This is a genomic window from Thiobacillus sp. (assembly GCF_030696885.1).
Taxonomy (GTDB): Bacteria; Pseudomonadota; Gammaproteobacteria; order Burkholderiales; family Thiobacillaceae; genus Thiobacillus.
In genome coordinates this window covers 142318-156586 of the sequence record NZ_JAUYRI010000009.1, presented here as the reverse complement: position 1 = coordinate 156586, position 14269 = coordinate 142318, and the positions used below count along the sequence as shown (strand labels likewise).

Annotated in this window: 13 protein-coding genes; 3 read left to right on the top strand and 10 right to left on the bottom strand. The window is 63.4% G+C overall.

Going from position 1 to position 14269, the window contains the following annotated elements; genetic code table 11:
• Nucleotides 1-54 precede the first annotated feature (54 nt).
• Genes Q8R61_RS04550 through Q8R61_RS04540 form a run of 3 tightly spaced genes read left to right on the top strand, consistent with a single transcriptional unit; the run spans nt 55 to nt 3729 of the window.
• Nucleotides 55-861, top strand: coding sequence for an inositol monophosphatase family protein (locus Q8R61_RS04550; protein WP_305534663.1), 807 nt, complete (start codon nt 55-57; stop codon nt 859-861).
• A 19-nt stretch (nt 862-880) separates the two neighbouring features.
• A complete protein-coding gene (mutS, locus tag Q8R61_RS04545) occupies nt 881-3463 on the top strand; it encodes a DNA mismatch repair protein MutS (protein WP_305534661.1) in 2583 nt (860 codons plus the stop codon).
• Nucleotides 3460-3729, top strand: a complete 270-nt coding sequence (locus Q8R61_RS04540; protein WP_305534659.1) for an AF1514 family protein — start codon at nt 3460-3462, stop codon at nt 3727-3729. The genes mutS and Q8R61_RS04540 overlap by 4 nt, the downstream gene beginning before the upstream one ends.
• On the opposite strand, the gene Q8R61_RS04535 is transcribed toward Q8R61_RS04540, so the two are convergent.
• From Q8R61_RS04535 to nuoG, 10 genes are all read right to left on the bottom strand, one after another.
• Nucleotides 3726-3941 (bottom strand): RNA-binding S4 domain-containing protein, encoded by a 216-nt coding sequence (locus Q8R61_RS04535; RefSeq protein WP_305534657.1) that lies wholly within the window; start codon nt 3939-3941, stop codon nt 3726-3728. The genes Q8R61_RS04540 and Q8R61_RS04535 overlap by 4 nt on opposite strands.
• A 4-nt stretch (nt 3942-3945) precedes the next feature.
• The gene (locus Q8R61_RS04530; protein WP_305534655.1) at nt 3946-4248 is read right to left on the bottom strand and encodes a DUF2818 family protein; all 303 of its coding nucleotides are present in this window, start codon (nt 4246-4248) and stop codon (nt 3946-3948) included.
• Nucleotides 4249-4303: 55 nt separating this feature from the next.
• A complete protein-coding gene (gene nuoN, locus Q8R61_RS04525; protein WP_305534653.1) occupies nt 4304-5749 on the bottom strand; it encodes an NADH-quinone oxidoreductase subunit NuoN in 1446 nt (481 codons plus the stop codon).
• Nucleotides 5750-5758: 9 nt separating this feature from the next.
• A complete protein-coding gene (locus Q8R61_RS04520) occupies nt 5759-7243 on the bottom strand; it encodes an NADH-quinone oxidoreductase subunit M (protein WP_305534651.1) in 1485 nt (494 codons plus the stop codon).
• A 12-nt stretch (nt 7244-7255) separates the two neighbouring features.
• A complete protein-coding gene (gene nuoL, locus Q8R61_RS04515; protein ID WP_305534718.1) occupies nt 7256-9253 on the bottom strand; it encodes an NADH-quinone oxidoreductase subunit L in 1998 nt (665 codons plus the stop codon).
• 5 nt (nt 9254-9258) lie between these two features.
• On the bottom strand, nt 9259-9564 hold the full coding sequence (gene nuoK, locus Q8R61_RS04510) for an NADH-quinone oxidoreductase subunit NuoK (protein WP_305534649.1): 306 nt from the start codon (nt 9562-9564) through the stop codon (nt 9259-9261).
• Nucleotides 9561-10202, bottom strand: a complete 642-nt coding sequence (locus Q8R61_RS04505; RefSeq protein WP_305534647.1) for an NADH-quinone oxidoreductase subunit J — start codon at nt 10200-10202, stop codon at nt 9561-9563. Before Q8R61_RS04505 ends, nuoK begins: the two co-directional genes overlap by 4 nt.
• 197 nt (nt 10203-10399) lie before the next feature.
• Nucleotides 10400-10888: an NADH-quinone oxidoreductase subunit NuoI gene (nuoI, locus tag Q8R61_RS04500; RefSeq protein ID WP_305534645.1), complete on the bottom strand. Its 489-nt coding sequence runs from the start codon at nt 10886-10888 to the stop codon at nt 10400-10402.
• A 7-nt stretch (nt 10889-10895) separates the two neighbouring features.
• On the bottom strand, nt 10896-11912 hold the full coding sequence (nuoH, locus tag Q8R61_RS04495) for an NADH-quinone oxidoreductase subunit NuoH (RefSeq protein ID WP_305534643.1): 1017 nt from the start codon (nt 11910-11912) through the stop codon (nt 10896-10898).
• Nucleotides 11912-14266 carry an NADH-quinone oxidoreductase subunit NuoG gene (gene nuoG, locus Q8R61_RS04490; protein WP_305534641.1) on the bottom strand — a complete coding sequence of 785 codons (2355 nt, stop codon included), beginning with the start codon at nt 14264-14266 and terminating at the stop codon, nt 11912-11914. The genes nuoH and nuoG overlap by 1 nt, the downstream gene beginning before the upstream one ends.
• Nucleotides 14267-14269 lie beyond the last annotated feature (3 nt).

Genomic DNA, 14269 nt, shown 5'->3' with positions numbered 1-14269 from the left:
TGGGTGTCATCAAGTAAAATAGCGCTTCGTTCTTTGAATTTGTAGCCAGACACCATGCATCCCATGCTCAATACGGCGGTGAAAGCCGCTCGCAAAGCCGGGGCGATCATCAATCGCGCCTCGCTCGACCTCGACCAACTCACCGTACGAAGCAAACAGGACCGCGATTACGTCAGCGAAGTCGATCAGATGGCCGAACGCGCCATCATCGAAACCCTGCTCGACGCCTATCCGAACCACGGGATTTTAGCAGAGGAGTCTGGCACGGCCGACGCCAAAAACGGCGAGGACTACCAGTGGATCATCGATCCGCTCGACGGCACCACCAATTTCCTGCACGGCCTGCCACAGTATTCGGTCTCCATCGCCTTGAAGCACAAGGGCCAGATCACCCAGGCCGTCGTCTACGACCCCGCGCGCAACGAACTTTTCACCGCCACCCGCGGCCGCGGCGCCATGCTCAACGACCGCCGCATCCGTGCCAGCAAGCGCGCGAAGCTCTCTGAATGCCTGATCGGCACCGGCTTCCCCTTCCGCGACTTCAGCTTCGCCGAGGCCTACCTCAACATGTTCCGCGACATGATGAAAGCCACCTCTGGCCTGCGTCGCCCCGGCTCCGCCGCGCTCGACTTATGCTACGTAGCATGCGGCCGCTACGACGGCTTCTGGGAAATGCACCTGCAGCCGTGGGACCTCGCCGCGGGCAGCCTGATCGCACAGGAATCCGGCGCGCTGGTCGGCAACTTCCTGGGCGACGAAGGCTTTCTCGAATCCGGCAACATCGTCGCCGCCACCCCGAAGATTTTCGGCCAGATGCTGCAGGTCATCGCCCCCCACCTGCCGCCCGAACTGAAAGTCTGATCCGACCGCCTGTCCGCCCATGTCGATCGCCAAGGAGTCCACTGCCCACACCCCGATGATGCAGCAGTACCTGGGCATCAAGGCGCAGCATCCCGACATGCTGCTGTTCTACCGCATGGGCGACTTCTACGAGCTGTTCTACGACGATGCCGAAAAGGCGGCGCGGCTGCTGAACATCACGCTCACCACCCGCGGCGCTTCGGCCGGAAGCCCGATCAAGATGGCCGGCGTGCCGTATCACAGCGCCGAGCAGTATCTGGCGCGATTGCTGAAGCTGGGCGAATCGGTGGTGATCGCCGAGCAGGTCGGCGACCCTGCCACCAGCAAGGGCCCGGTCGAGCGCCAGGTGGCGCGCATCGTGACGCCGGGCACGCTGACCGATTCGGGCCTCTTGGATGAAACGCGCGACACGCTGATTCTGGCGATTGCGCCAGGAAAACTTAATACAGCACCGGGCCCGGACGCGATCGGCGTGGCCTGGCTCAATCTTGCCGCCGGGCGTTTCCAGGTCACCGAGGTCGAGGCGGCCGCCCTGCCCGCCCTGCTCGCGCGCATCCGGCCGGCGGAAATCCTGGCACCCGACGACTTTGCCCTCAGCGGCGCAGCCTGCGCGGTGCGCCGCTTGGCACCGTGGCAGTTCGACACGGCCGGCGCCGAGATCCGCCTCGCGCAGCAACTCGGCAGCCGCGACCTGGCCGGCTTCGGCGTCGCCGATCTGCACCTGGCCATTGCCGCGGCGGGCGCGCTGCTCGACTACATCCAGACCACCCAGCGCACCGCACTGCCGCACATCCAGGCGATCCGCGCCGAACGCGACGGCGATTTCGTGCAGCTCGACGCCGCCACCCGGCGCAATCTGGAGCTGACCGAAACCCTGCGCGGCGAAGCGGCACCCACACTGCTGTCGGTGCTCGACACCACCGCCACCGGCATGGGCACGCGTTTGCTGCGCCACTGGCTGCACCACCCGCTGCGCGACCGCGAAATATTGACGCAGCGGCGCGACGCCATCGGCGTGCTGGCGGAGTTGCCCGACACCGCCGCCACGCTGACCCGCCTGCTGAAAAGCTGCGCCGACGTCGAACGCATCAGCGGCCGCATCGCGCTGAAAAGCGCGCGCCCGCGCGATCTGTCCGGCCTGCGCGACACGCTGGCGCTGCTGCCCGATCTCGCCGCCGCACTGCCCGACGACCGTGCCCGCCTCGCGGCGCTGCAGGCTTCACTCGCTGCCCGGCCCGACCTGCATGCGCTGCTGGCCCGCGCAGTTCAGCCCGAACCTGCGAGCGTGCTGCGCGAAGGTGGCGTCATTGCCGACGGCTACGACGCCGACCTCGACGAACTGCGCGCGCTGACGCGCGACGCTGGGGCCTTCCTGCTGGAACTGGAAACCCGCGAGCGCGCGCGCTCCGGCATCACCACGCTCAAGGTCGAGTACAACAGGGTGCACGGCTTCTACATCGAGGTCAGCCGCGCACAGTCGGACAAGGTCCCCGACGACTACCGCCGTCGGCAGACGCTGAAAAATGCGGAGCGCTACATCACGCCAGAGTTGAAGGCCTTCGAGGACAAGGCGCTGTCGGCACAGGACCGCGCGCTGGCGCGCGAGAAAGCCTTGTTCGATGCGCTGCTCGACATGCTGACGCCGCACGTGCCGGATCTGCTGACGATTGCCGCGGCGCTGGCCGAAATCGACGTGCTGGCGAGTCAGGCCGAGCGCACGGGCACACTCCGGCTCAACGCGCCCGAGTACAGCGAGGAGCCCGGCATCGTGATCCGCGGCGGCCGTCATCCGGTGGTCGAGGCGCAGGTCGAGCACTTCATTGCCAACGACGTGACACTGAGCCGCAGCCGCCAGATGCTCCTGATCACCGGCCCCAACATGGGCGGCAAGTCGACTTACATGCGGCAGGTCGCGTTGATCACGCTGATGGCCTGCTGCGGCCTGTGGGTACCCGCCCATTCAGCGAAAATCGGCGACATCGACCAGATCTTCACCCGCATCGGCGCCTCCGACGACCTGGCCGGCGGCCGTTCGACCTTCATGGTCGAAATGACCGAGACCGCGCATATCCTGCACAACGCAAGTGCCCACAGTCTTGTTTTGCTGGACGAGATCGGCCGCGGCACCTCCACGTTCGACGGCCTCGCGCTGGCGTGGGCGGTGGCGCGCCATCTGGTCACCGCCACCCGCGCATTCACGCTGTTCGCCACCCACTATTTCGAGCTGACCCAGCTGGCGCAGGAATTCCGCCAGCTGGTCAACGTACACCTGGACGCCAAGGAACACGGCGCTGACCTGGTGTTCCTGCACGCGGTGGAAGAAGGCCCGGCCTCGCAGAGCTACGGCATCCAGGTCGCGCGGCTGGCCGGCGTGCCAAGCCCGGTCATCCACGCGGCGCGGCGTCACCTGCGCGAACTCGAGGACGCGCAACTGCAGCCCGGCCCGCAGGGCGACCTGTTTGCCGCCCACCTGCCCAACGACGAACCGCCGCCGCACCCCGCGCTCGACCAGTTGCGCGAGCTCGACCCCGATACGCTGACGCCGAAAGCGGCGCTGGATATGCTCTACGCGTTGAAGGCGCTGACGGATACCACACCGTGAAAACCCTGCGTCTGGATGCGGCCGAACTCGGCCTGGATTTTAATGCCGCGCTGAAACTGGCGACGGCCGTTGCCACGCAGCAATTGGGCGACGAAACGATGTTGTTGAGCTGGTATGACCGCGAACGTGATCTCGAATCACCCGCCGGGGTGAGCGAATGCCACGTAGGCTGCGCGACCAAGGGGTCGTGGGACTATGCGCTGAACCGCGGCGCACGGCTGGCGGTGGAGTACGACGCCGGCCGCTTCTTTTTCTGTTTTCTTTAGGCTTCGGCCGCTAGCACCCGCACCGTCTGTCCGAGGCACTGCACCGTCTGGCCCGCACGGATTTTCGCGGTCTTGCGGCTTTCGGGCTGGCCATCCACGGTCACTTCGCCGTTGGCGATCATCAGCTTGCCCTGCCCGCCGCTGTCGGCAATGCCGGTGAGCTTGAGCAGGTCGCACAGGGCGACGTGTTCGCCGCGCAGCGTGAAGTCCATGCTGCTAGGCGCCACGCCGGCGCCACAGGTAGCGGTAGACGAATCCCGGATAGGCAAACACCACGAACAGCGAAGCATTGACCGCGTAGAACTCCCAGTTCTGCGCATGGACCGGGCCGAGCTTGCTTTCCAGCAGCATCGCGATACCACCCACCACGAAGAACAATACGACCAGTTCGAGCAGGCGCCAGGCCAGGCCCTTGCTGCCGGTTTTGGGTTTGACGACAAAGAAAATGCGTTCGATCAGGAACGGCAGGTTGGCGGCAATGAACGCCAGGATCAGCAGCAGCGAGGTGGAGAAGTTCACAATGAATCCGGAAAACTGTTTAACGCCAGAGCAGACCGGCTCTGGCGGGGTTGGTTCAGAAGGATGCGCCGATGGCGTACATGCACACCGCCATCAACGGCTGCGGCAGAATGCCGAGCGCCAGCACGGCCAGCCCGTTGGCCGACATGATGACACGACTGTCGACGCAGGGGGCGATCGGCGTCGTATCGTGCGGGGTGTCAAAGTACATCAGCTTGACGATGCGCAGGTAGTAGAAGGCGCCGATCAGCGAGAACAGCACCGCCGCCACCGCCAGCCATACGTAGCCGATCTCGACCACGGCCTGCAGCACCGCGAGCTTGGCGTAGAAGCCGACCGTCGGCGGGATGCCGGCCATCGAGAACATCAGCAGCAGCATCAGGAAAGCCAGCCACGGGCTGCGGCGGTTCAGTCCCTTGAAGTCGTCGAGTTTGTCGGCTTCGAAGCCGGCGCGCGACAGCAGCAGGATCATGCCGAAGCCGCCCAGGCTCATCAGCGCATACACCAGCACGTAGAACATCGCGCTGCCGTAGCCGTTCTGCGACCCGGCGAGGATGCCCAGCAGCATGAAGCCCATGTGCGAGATGGTCGAATAGGCCAGCATGCGCTTGAGGTTGGTTTGCGCAATGGCCGCGATGTTGCCGACCGCCATCGACAGCACCGCCAGGATCACCAGCATGTCGCGCCATTCGGCGACCTGCGATTCCAGCCCCTGGCCGAGAATGCGGAAGACGAAGGCAAAGGCGGCGATTTTGGGTGCGGAACCGATGAACAATGTCATCGCGGTGGGCGCGCCGTGGTAGACGTCGGGCACCCACATGTGGAACGGCACCGCGCCCAGCTTGAACGCCAGGCCGGATACGATGAAAACGATGCCGAACACCAGCGGAATCCGCAGATCCGTGCCGTCGGACAGGATCTGCGCCATGTCGGCCAGCGCCAGCGAGCCGGTGACGCCGTAGACCATCGACATGCCGTAAAGCAGCATGCCGGACGCCAGCGCGCCGAGCACGAAGTACTTCATCGCCGCCTCGGTCGCGATACTGGAATCGCGCTGCAGCGCGACCATCGCATAGAGCGACAGCGACAGCAGTTCGAGGCCTAGATACAGCGTGAGGAAATGGCTGGCCGACACCATCACCATCATGCCCAGCAGCGCGAAAAGCGCCAGCACGAAGAACTCGCCCTTGTAGAGTCCGCGCTGGCGCAGGTAATCACGCGAATACACCAGCACCACGGCAACGGTCAGATAGAGGAAGAGCTTCAGCACGTCCGACAGCGGGTCGTCGATGAACAGCCCGCCCAGCGCCAGCACCGGCATCGTGGAGAAATCGCGCGCGGTGAGGAAAGCGGCGCCGGCGATGGTGGCAAGCGAAAGCACATAGGCGACATAGCGCTTGCTGTCGCCGAGCGCGGCGTCGATCAGCAGGATCAACGACACCATCACCAGCACGAAGATCTCGGGCAGCGCGGGGGCGAATTGGGTGAGGAAGTCGCTCATCTTGGAACCTTAAGGCAGTTTGCTTTGGGCGACGTGCGCCAACAGGTCGACCACCGACACGTGCATGACGTCGGTGAAAGGCTTGGGATACAGGCCCATGGCCAGCACGCAGACGGCGAGCACGCCGAGCAGCAGGATTTCGCGCGCGTTGACGTCTTTCATTTCCTCGACGTGCGGATTGGTGACGTTGCCGAACACGACGCGCTTGTACATCCACAAGGTGTAGGCGGCGCCGAAGATCAGCGTGGTGGCGGCGACGAAGGCGTACCAGAAATTGACCTTGGCGGCGGCCATGATGACCATGAACTCGCCGACGAAGCCGCTGGTGGCTGGCAAGCCCGCGTTGGCCATCGCGAACAGCATGAAGAAGGCGGCGAACACTGGCATCTTGTTGACCAGGCCGCCGTAGTCCTTGATCTGGCGCGAATGCAGGCGGTCATACATGACGCCGATGCAGAGAAACAGCGCGGCCGAGACGAAGCCGTGCGAGATCATCTGCACCAGGCCGCCTTCGAGGCCGAGCGGGCTGAACATGAAGAAGCCGAGGGTGACGAAACCCATGTGCGCGATCGACGAATAGGCGATCAGCTTCTTCATGTCGGACTGCGCCAGCGCGACCAGGCCGATGTAGGCCACCGCGATCAGCGACAGCATGATGACGAACCAGGCGAGTTCCGCACTGGCATCCGGCAGGATCGGCAGGATGAAGCGCAGGAAGCCGTAGGCGCCGACCTTGAGCGTGATCGCCGCCAGCACCACCGAGCCGCCGGTGGGCGCCTCGACGTGGGCATCGGGCAGCCAGGTGTGCACCGGCCACATCGGTACCTTGACCCCGAAGGCGAGCAAAAAGGCGAAGAACATCAGCGTCTGCGCGGTCATCCCGAGCGTGGTGGTGTGCCAGGTCTGGATGTCGAAGCTACCGCCCGACTGGAAATACAGGTAGATCATCGACACCAGCATCAGGAGCGAGCCGAGCAGGGTGTAGAGGAAAAACTTGAACGCGGCGTAGACCCGGTTAGGGCCGCCCCACACGCCAACGATCAGATACAGCGGAATCAGCATGCCTTCGAAGAAGACATAGAACAGGATGCCGTCGAGCGACGCGAATACGCCGTTGATGAGGCCCGACATGATCAGGAAGGCCGCCATGTACTGCGCGACCTTGTCCTGGATCACCTGCCAGCCGGCGATGACGACCAATACCGTGATGAAGCTGTTCAACAGGATCAGCGGCATCGAGATGCCGTCGACACCGAGGTGGTAATGAATATTGAACGCCGGGATCCACGCCGCCTTCTCGACGAACTGCATCGCCGAAGTGCCGGTGTCAAAGCCGGTGACCAGCGGGATCGCGACGATGAATCCCAGCAGCGCGCCGGCCAGCGCAATCCAGCGGGCGAGTGCGGCGTTGCGGTCGGAGCCGGTGGCGAGCACCGCCACCCCGGCCAGAATCGGGACCCAGATGACGAGAGAAAGTATCGACTGTCCGAACATGGCGTTGTTGGTTTAATTGAGCCGCGCGAACCAGGTCACCAGGGCGAACACCCCGATCAGCATGGCAAACGCGTAATGGTAGATGTAGCCGGACTGGAAAGCCTTGACCAGGCGCGAGAAGCGTTCAACCAGATGTGCCGTGCCGTTGACGAAGACGCCGTCGATCACGTTCTGATCGCCGCGCCGCCACAGGAAGCCGCCGAGAAAGCGGGCGCCCTTAGCAAACACCCAGCTGTAGAGCTCGTCGAACCAGTATTTATTGAGCAGCAGCTGGTGCAGGAACTTGAAGCGCTGCGCGATCGCCGCCGGAATGTCCGGGCGCTTGAGATAGAAGAACGCCGCCAGCCCCACGCCCGCGACCGCCAACCAGAACGGCAGCGTCACCACGGCGTGCAGGCCCATCGCTGCCGCGCCATGGAAATTCTGATTGAGGTCATGCATGACCTGATGGCGGTCCGAGACGTAGATCGCGTTGCCGAAGAAATCACCGTAGAGCATGGCTTCGACCGTCATGTAGCCGATCGCCAGCGACGGTAGCGCCAGCGCCAGCAGCGGGCCAGTTACCACCCAGGGGGTTTCGTGCGGCGTGCCACCGTGGTGTTCATCATGGTGGGTGTCCGGCTCGTTGCCATGCGCATGGCCCTGATGGAAACGCTCCTTGCCATGGAACACCAGGAAATACATGCGGAAGGAATAGAAGGCGGTGACGAACACGCCGATGACGACCGCCCAGTAGGCGATGTCGGCCACCGGCAGGTTCGAGAGCCGCACCGCCTCGATGATGGTTTCCTTGGAATAGAAGCCCGACAGGAAAGGCGTGCCGATCAACGCCAGCGAGCCGATCAGCGAGGTGATCCAGGTGATCGGCATGTATTTCCTGAGGCCGCCCATGTAGCGGATGTCCTGGTTATGGTGCATCGCAATGATGACCGAACCGGCCGCCAGGAACAGCAATGCCTTGAAGAAGGCGTGCGTCATCAGGTGGAACACCGCGACCGAGTAGGCCGAGGCACCGAGCGCGACCGTCATGTAGCCCAGCTGGGACAGCGTCGAATACGCCACCACGCGCTTGATGTCGTTCTGCACGATGCCGAGGAAGCCCATGAACAGCGCGGTGATCGCGCCGATGACCATGATGAAGCTCAGGGCCACGTCGGACAGTTCATACAGCGGCGACATGCGCGCCACCATGAAATTGCCGGCAGTCACCATTGTCGCTGCGTGGATCAGTGCGGAAATCGGCGTCGGGCCTTCCATCGAATCGGGCAGCCAGACGTGCAGCGGGAACTGCGCCGACTTGCCCATGGCGCCGATGAATAAAAGGATGCCGATCACGGTCATCAGGCTCCATGCGGTATCGGGCCACAGCGTGATGGTCTCGGTCGCCATCGAGGGCGCCTTGGCGAACACGGTGGCGTAGTCGAGCGAGCCGAAGTAGGCCAGCACCAGGCCGATGCCGAGGATGAAGCCGAAGTCGCCGACACGGTTGACCAGGAAGGCCTTGAGGTTGGCGTAGATCGCGGTTTCCTTCTGGTACCAGAAGCCGATCAGCAGGTAGGAGACGAGCCCGACCGCCTCCCAGCCGAAGAACAGCTGCAGGAAGTTGTTGCTCATCACCAGCATCAGCATCGAGAAGGTGAATAGCGAAATGTACGAGAAGAAGCGCTGGTAACCTGGATCGTCGTGCATGTAGCCGATGGTGTAAATGTGCACCATCAGCGAGACGAAGGTGACGACCAGCATCATCATTGCGGTCAGCGAATCGATCAGGAAACCGATTTCAAAACTGAGATCGCCCAGCACCATCCAGGTGTAGACGGTGCCGTTGAAGGTGTTGCCTGCCCGTACATCCTGGAACACCAGCACCGAGGCGATGAACGAGATGGCGACGCCGGCGATGGTGACGACATGGGCGCCGGTGCGGCCGACCAGGCGGCCGAACAACCCGGCGACGATCGCGCCGAACAGGGGCGCAAGCGGGATGATGAGATAGAGCGTCTGCATGTCCATCCGCATCAGCCTTTCAGGTGGTCGAGGTCATCGACGTTGATCGTGTGCAGATTGCGGAACAGCACCACCAGAATGGCGAGGCCGATGGCGGATTCGGCCGCAGCCACGGTGAGTATGAAAAAGACGAAGATCTGGCCGTGGATATCGCCAAGGTAATGCGAAAACGCGATGAAGTTGATGTTCACCGCCAGCAGCATCAGCTCGATCGCCATCAAGAGCACGATCACGTTCTTGCGGTTGAGGAAGATGCCCAGCACGCTGATGGCGAACAGGATGCCGCCCAGCACCAGGTAATGCGACAAGGAAATCACGCGCCCCCCTCCCCTGAATCCTGAACCCCGACCCCTGGCCGCTTTTCAGACTGCATCTTGATGATGCGCAGGCGGTCGTTGCGCTTGACCCTTACCTGATCGGCCGGATCGATGAACTTGCTGTCCTTGCGGCGGCGCAGCGTCAATGCGATGGCGGCAACGATGGCCACCAGCAGGATCACTGCGGCCAGCTCGAATGCATAGACGTAGTCGGTATACAGCAGCCGGCCGAGCTCCTTGGTATTGCTGTAGTCCGCCGGGCGCGCCTCGGGCGTGGCCATCACGTCGAGGCCGAAGTGGCGGCTGCCGAGGATCAGCGCCATTTCGATCACCAGCAGCACCGAGACGAAACCGGCCAGCGGCAGGTAGTCCCAGAATCCTTCGCGCAGCTTGTTGAGGTTGATGTCGAGCATCATCACCACGAACAGGAACAGCACCATCACCGCGCCGACATAGACCAGCACCAGCGTGATGGCGAGGAATTCGGCCTCCAGCAATACCCACAGGCCGGCGGCCGTGAAAAAGGCCAGCACCAGGAACAGCGCGGCGTGCACCGGGTTGCGCGCAGTAATGACGCGCAGGCCGGCAAATACCAGGATGGCGGCGAAGAAGTAGAAGATGGCGGTCGTGTAGGTCATTTTGTAGGGGCTAGGGGCTAGGAGTTAGGAATGAGGGGCTAGGGATGGCTATTCACCGCTCGTGCCCGATACCCGTTTTCCGTTTGCCTGCCTCCCGTTTCGTTTGTACGTCGTGTTGTTCAATCAAGCGGCGCGCGCAGCGCACCGCCCCTAATTTCTATTTCCTAGCTCCTATCCCCGGGCACGCTCCGCGTGCCCTACCGATACTTCGCATCCGCCGCGCGGTCCTTCGCGATCTGTTCTTCATACTTGTCGCCGATCGCGAGCAGCATCGGCTTGGTGTAATACAGGTCGCCGCGTTTTTCGCCGTGGTATTCGAGGATGCGGGTCTCGACGATCGAATCGACCGGGCAGGACTCCTCGCAGAAGCCGCAGAAAATGCACTTGGTCAGATCGATGTCGTAGCGCGTGGTACGGCGGGTGCCGTCGTCGCGCTTTTCCGACTCGATCGTGATGGCGAGGGCCGGGCACACGGCTTCGCACAGCTTGCAGGCGATGCAGCGCTCCTCGCCGTTGGGGTAGCGGCGCAGCGCGTGCAGGCCGCGGAAACGCGGCGATTGCGGGGTTTTTTCTTCCGGATACTGAACCGTGATCTTGCGCGCGAACAGGTGACGCCCGGTGAGCATCATGCCGCGCAGCAGTTCGATCAGGAACAGGCTGCCGAAGAAATGCGTGATCCGTCTCATGGCCGCCTCAATGGAAGAGATAACCATACGGCGTCTGCATCATGCCGCCGACGACGACGATCCAGACGATGGTGATGGGAATGAACACCTTCCAGCCCAGTCGCATGATCTGGTCGTAGCGATAGCGCGGGAAGGTGGCGCGGAACCACAGGAAGAGGAACAGCACGAAGGCGGTCTTCAGCAGCCACCAGACGATGCCGTCCGGGAGGAATTCGACCGGCGACAGCCAGCCGCCGAGGAACATGATCGTGGTCAGCGCGGCGATCAGGATCATGTTGGCGTATTCGGCGAGGAAGAACACGGCAAAGGCCATGCCCGAATATTCCACATGGAAGCCGGCGACGATCTCGGATTCGCCTTCGGCGACGTCGAACGGTGCGCGGTTGGTTTCGGCCACACCCGCGATCAGGTACACCATGAACAGCGGGAACAGCGGCCAGATGTACCACTGCTGCACCCCGCCCGACTGGCCCTGCACGATGTCGATGAGGTTGAGCGACTGCGCCGCCATCAGCACGCCGACCAGCGCGAAGCCCATCGCGATTTCGTACGACACGATCTGCGCGGCGGAGCGCATTGCGCCAAGGAAGGCGTATTTGGAATTGGACGCCCAGCCCGCGATGATGACGCCGTAGACGCCCATCGAGGTGATCGCCATCACGTACAGCAGGCCGGCATCGATGTTGGCCAGCACCAGATTGTCGGTGAACGGAATCACCGCCCATGCGGCCAATGCCGGCGCGATGGCGAGGATGGGGCCGAGGATGAACAGGCTCTTGTTGGCGCCGGAAGGAATGATGATTTCCTTCATCAGCAGTTTCAGGCCATCGGCAATCGGCTGCAGCAGGCCGAGAAAACCCACGCGGTTGGGCCCGATGCGCACCTGCATCCAGCCGATGATCTTGCGTTCGGCATAGGTCAGGTAGGCGACGCCCAGCATCAGCGGCACCACCAGCGCCATGATCTTGATCAGCGTCCAGGCGACGGTTTGAACGGCAGCCCAATCCACGTTGATTCCCTCCATCAGACCGGCTCCGCCGTGATCGGACCGAACATCGGTCCCAAGCCTGCGGTCAGCGGGTGGCCGCTGGGGATGCGTACGCAGGTGTCGGGCAGCAGGTCGTCACGCTGCACTTTCAGCGTCAGCGCGGTCGCCGTCTGGCGCACCGAGACGCGGCCATTTTCCGTCAGGCCCAGCTTCGCGATCAGATTGCCATGCATGCGCGCCACCGGCAGCGCAGCATCCTGTGTCATCTGCAACGATGCCGAGCGGCGCACCACTGCGTCGGTCTGATAGATTGGCACTTCGGCGACGCGCTCGAGGCCGCTGACCGCCTGCGGCTGTGCCGGCGTCACGCCGCTGACTTCATTGCTGAGGAAGGCCTGCACGTTGCCGGTGGGCGTATCGCCCAGCGCGTCGCGCAGCACCTCCTTGCTGTCGTTGTGATCGAAGCCGGTCAGGCCCAAGAGGTTGCCCAGTACTCGCAGCACCTTCCAGGCAGGACGGGTTTCGCCGAGCGGCTTCACCACGGCGGCGAAGCTCTGCACCCGGCCTTCGGTATTGACGAAGGTACCCGACGTTTCGGTCCACGGCGCGATCGGCAACAGCACGTCGGCATAGTCGAGCGACTTGCCCTTGTAGGGCGACATCACCACGATGAAATCCGCGGCGTTGATGCTGGCCATCGCCGTCACCGGGTCATGGGTATCGAGTTCGACTTCGACGCCGAGCAGCAGATAGGCGGACAGCGGCGTGGTCAGCATCTGCTGCGCGTTCTGGCCCTTGATCGCGGCCTGGCCCAAGGGGCCACGGCCGGGGATCGCGCCTACTGCGACGGCGCCGACGCTATTGGCCGCCTCGCCCAGCACGCCGAAGCTGGCACCGGCGAGCGTCGCCACTTCCTGCGCCAGCGCATGGATCTGCGCATAGGTCGGATGGTGCTGCGCCATGTTGCCGAGAAAGACCGCACGCGTCTCGCCGCCCGCAATGCTCTCGGCTATTTTCTTCGAAATGTCGTCGGTAACACCGTGTGCGGCAATTCCGGGAATCGGCAGGTTCTTGAGTTCGGCCAGCGCGCGGCACACGCCCGCCAGCGCCGCGGCCAACTGCGACGGCGCGACGATGCGCTTGGCGTGTACCTTGCCGAGGAATTCGTCTTCCGCCGCGTTGATCAGGTTGAGTTCGCCGTACCAGCGTACGGATTCACGGATGCGGTGTGCCATCAGCGGATGGTCCTTGCGCAGGTTCGAACCGACCACCAGCATACGGTTCAGCCGCGACATGTAGGTCACCGGCATGCCGAGCCAGAAGCCGCCGTGCGCCTTGTCGTCGAGCGAGAAGTCCGACTGCCGCAGGCGGTGGTCGACGTTGCCGCTGCCTAGCCCGCGCATCAGTTTCTGCAGCAGGAAGAGTTCTTCCGCGGGACGATACGGCGTCGACAGCGCGCCGATCTGTTCGGCGGGCACAGCCTTCAGCTTGTCGGCGACGTATTCCAGTGCCGCCTGCCAGGTGGTTTCGACCCACTGGCCATTCTGCTTGATCATCGGCTGCGTCAGCCGCTCCGGGGTGTTCAGACCCTGGTAGGAGAAGCGGTCGCGGTCCGCGAGCCAGCATTCGTTGACATCCTCGTTTTCGCGCGGCAGCACGCGCATTACCTTGTTGTCCTTGACGTGGACGTCGAGGTTGGAACCGAGGCTGTCGTGCGGGCTGATCGAGGGGCGGCGCGACAGCTCCCAGCTGCGCGCGGTGTAGCGGAACGGCTTGCTGGTGAGCGCGCCGACCGGGCACAGGTCGATCACGTTGCCCGACAGCTCGGACGCCACCTGCGATTCGAGGAAAGGCATGACTTCGGTATGCTCGCCGCGCCCGGCCATGCCGAGCTCCATGATGCCGGCGATTTCCTGGCCGAAGCGCACACAGCGGCTGCAGTGGATGCAACGCGTCATGTCGGTTGCAATCAGCGGGCCGAGATTCTTTTCGCGCACCACGCGCTTGAGTTCCTGGTAGCGCGACGACGAGCCGCCATAGCCCACCGCCAGATCCTGCAGCGTGCATTCGCCGCCCTGGTCGCAGATCGGGCAGTCGAGCGGGTGGTTGATCAGCAGGAATTCCATCACGCTCTTCTGCGCGTTGATCGCATACTCGGAGCGGGTCTGCACCTTCATGCCGTCGGTCACTGGCGTCGCGCAGGCCGGCAGCGGCTTCGGCGCTTTTTCTACCTGCACCAGACACATACGGCAATTGGCCGCGATCGACAGCTTCTTGTGGTAACAGAAATGCGGGATCGTGATGCCCGCCGCGTGGGCCGCATCCATGATGGTGTCGCCGCTCTCAACCGTGAGCGACTTGCCGTCAATTTCGATATTCAACGTAGCCATCTG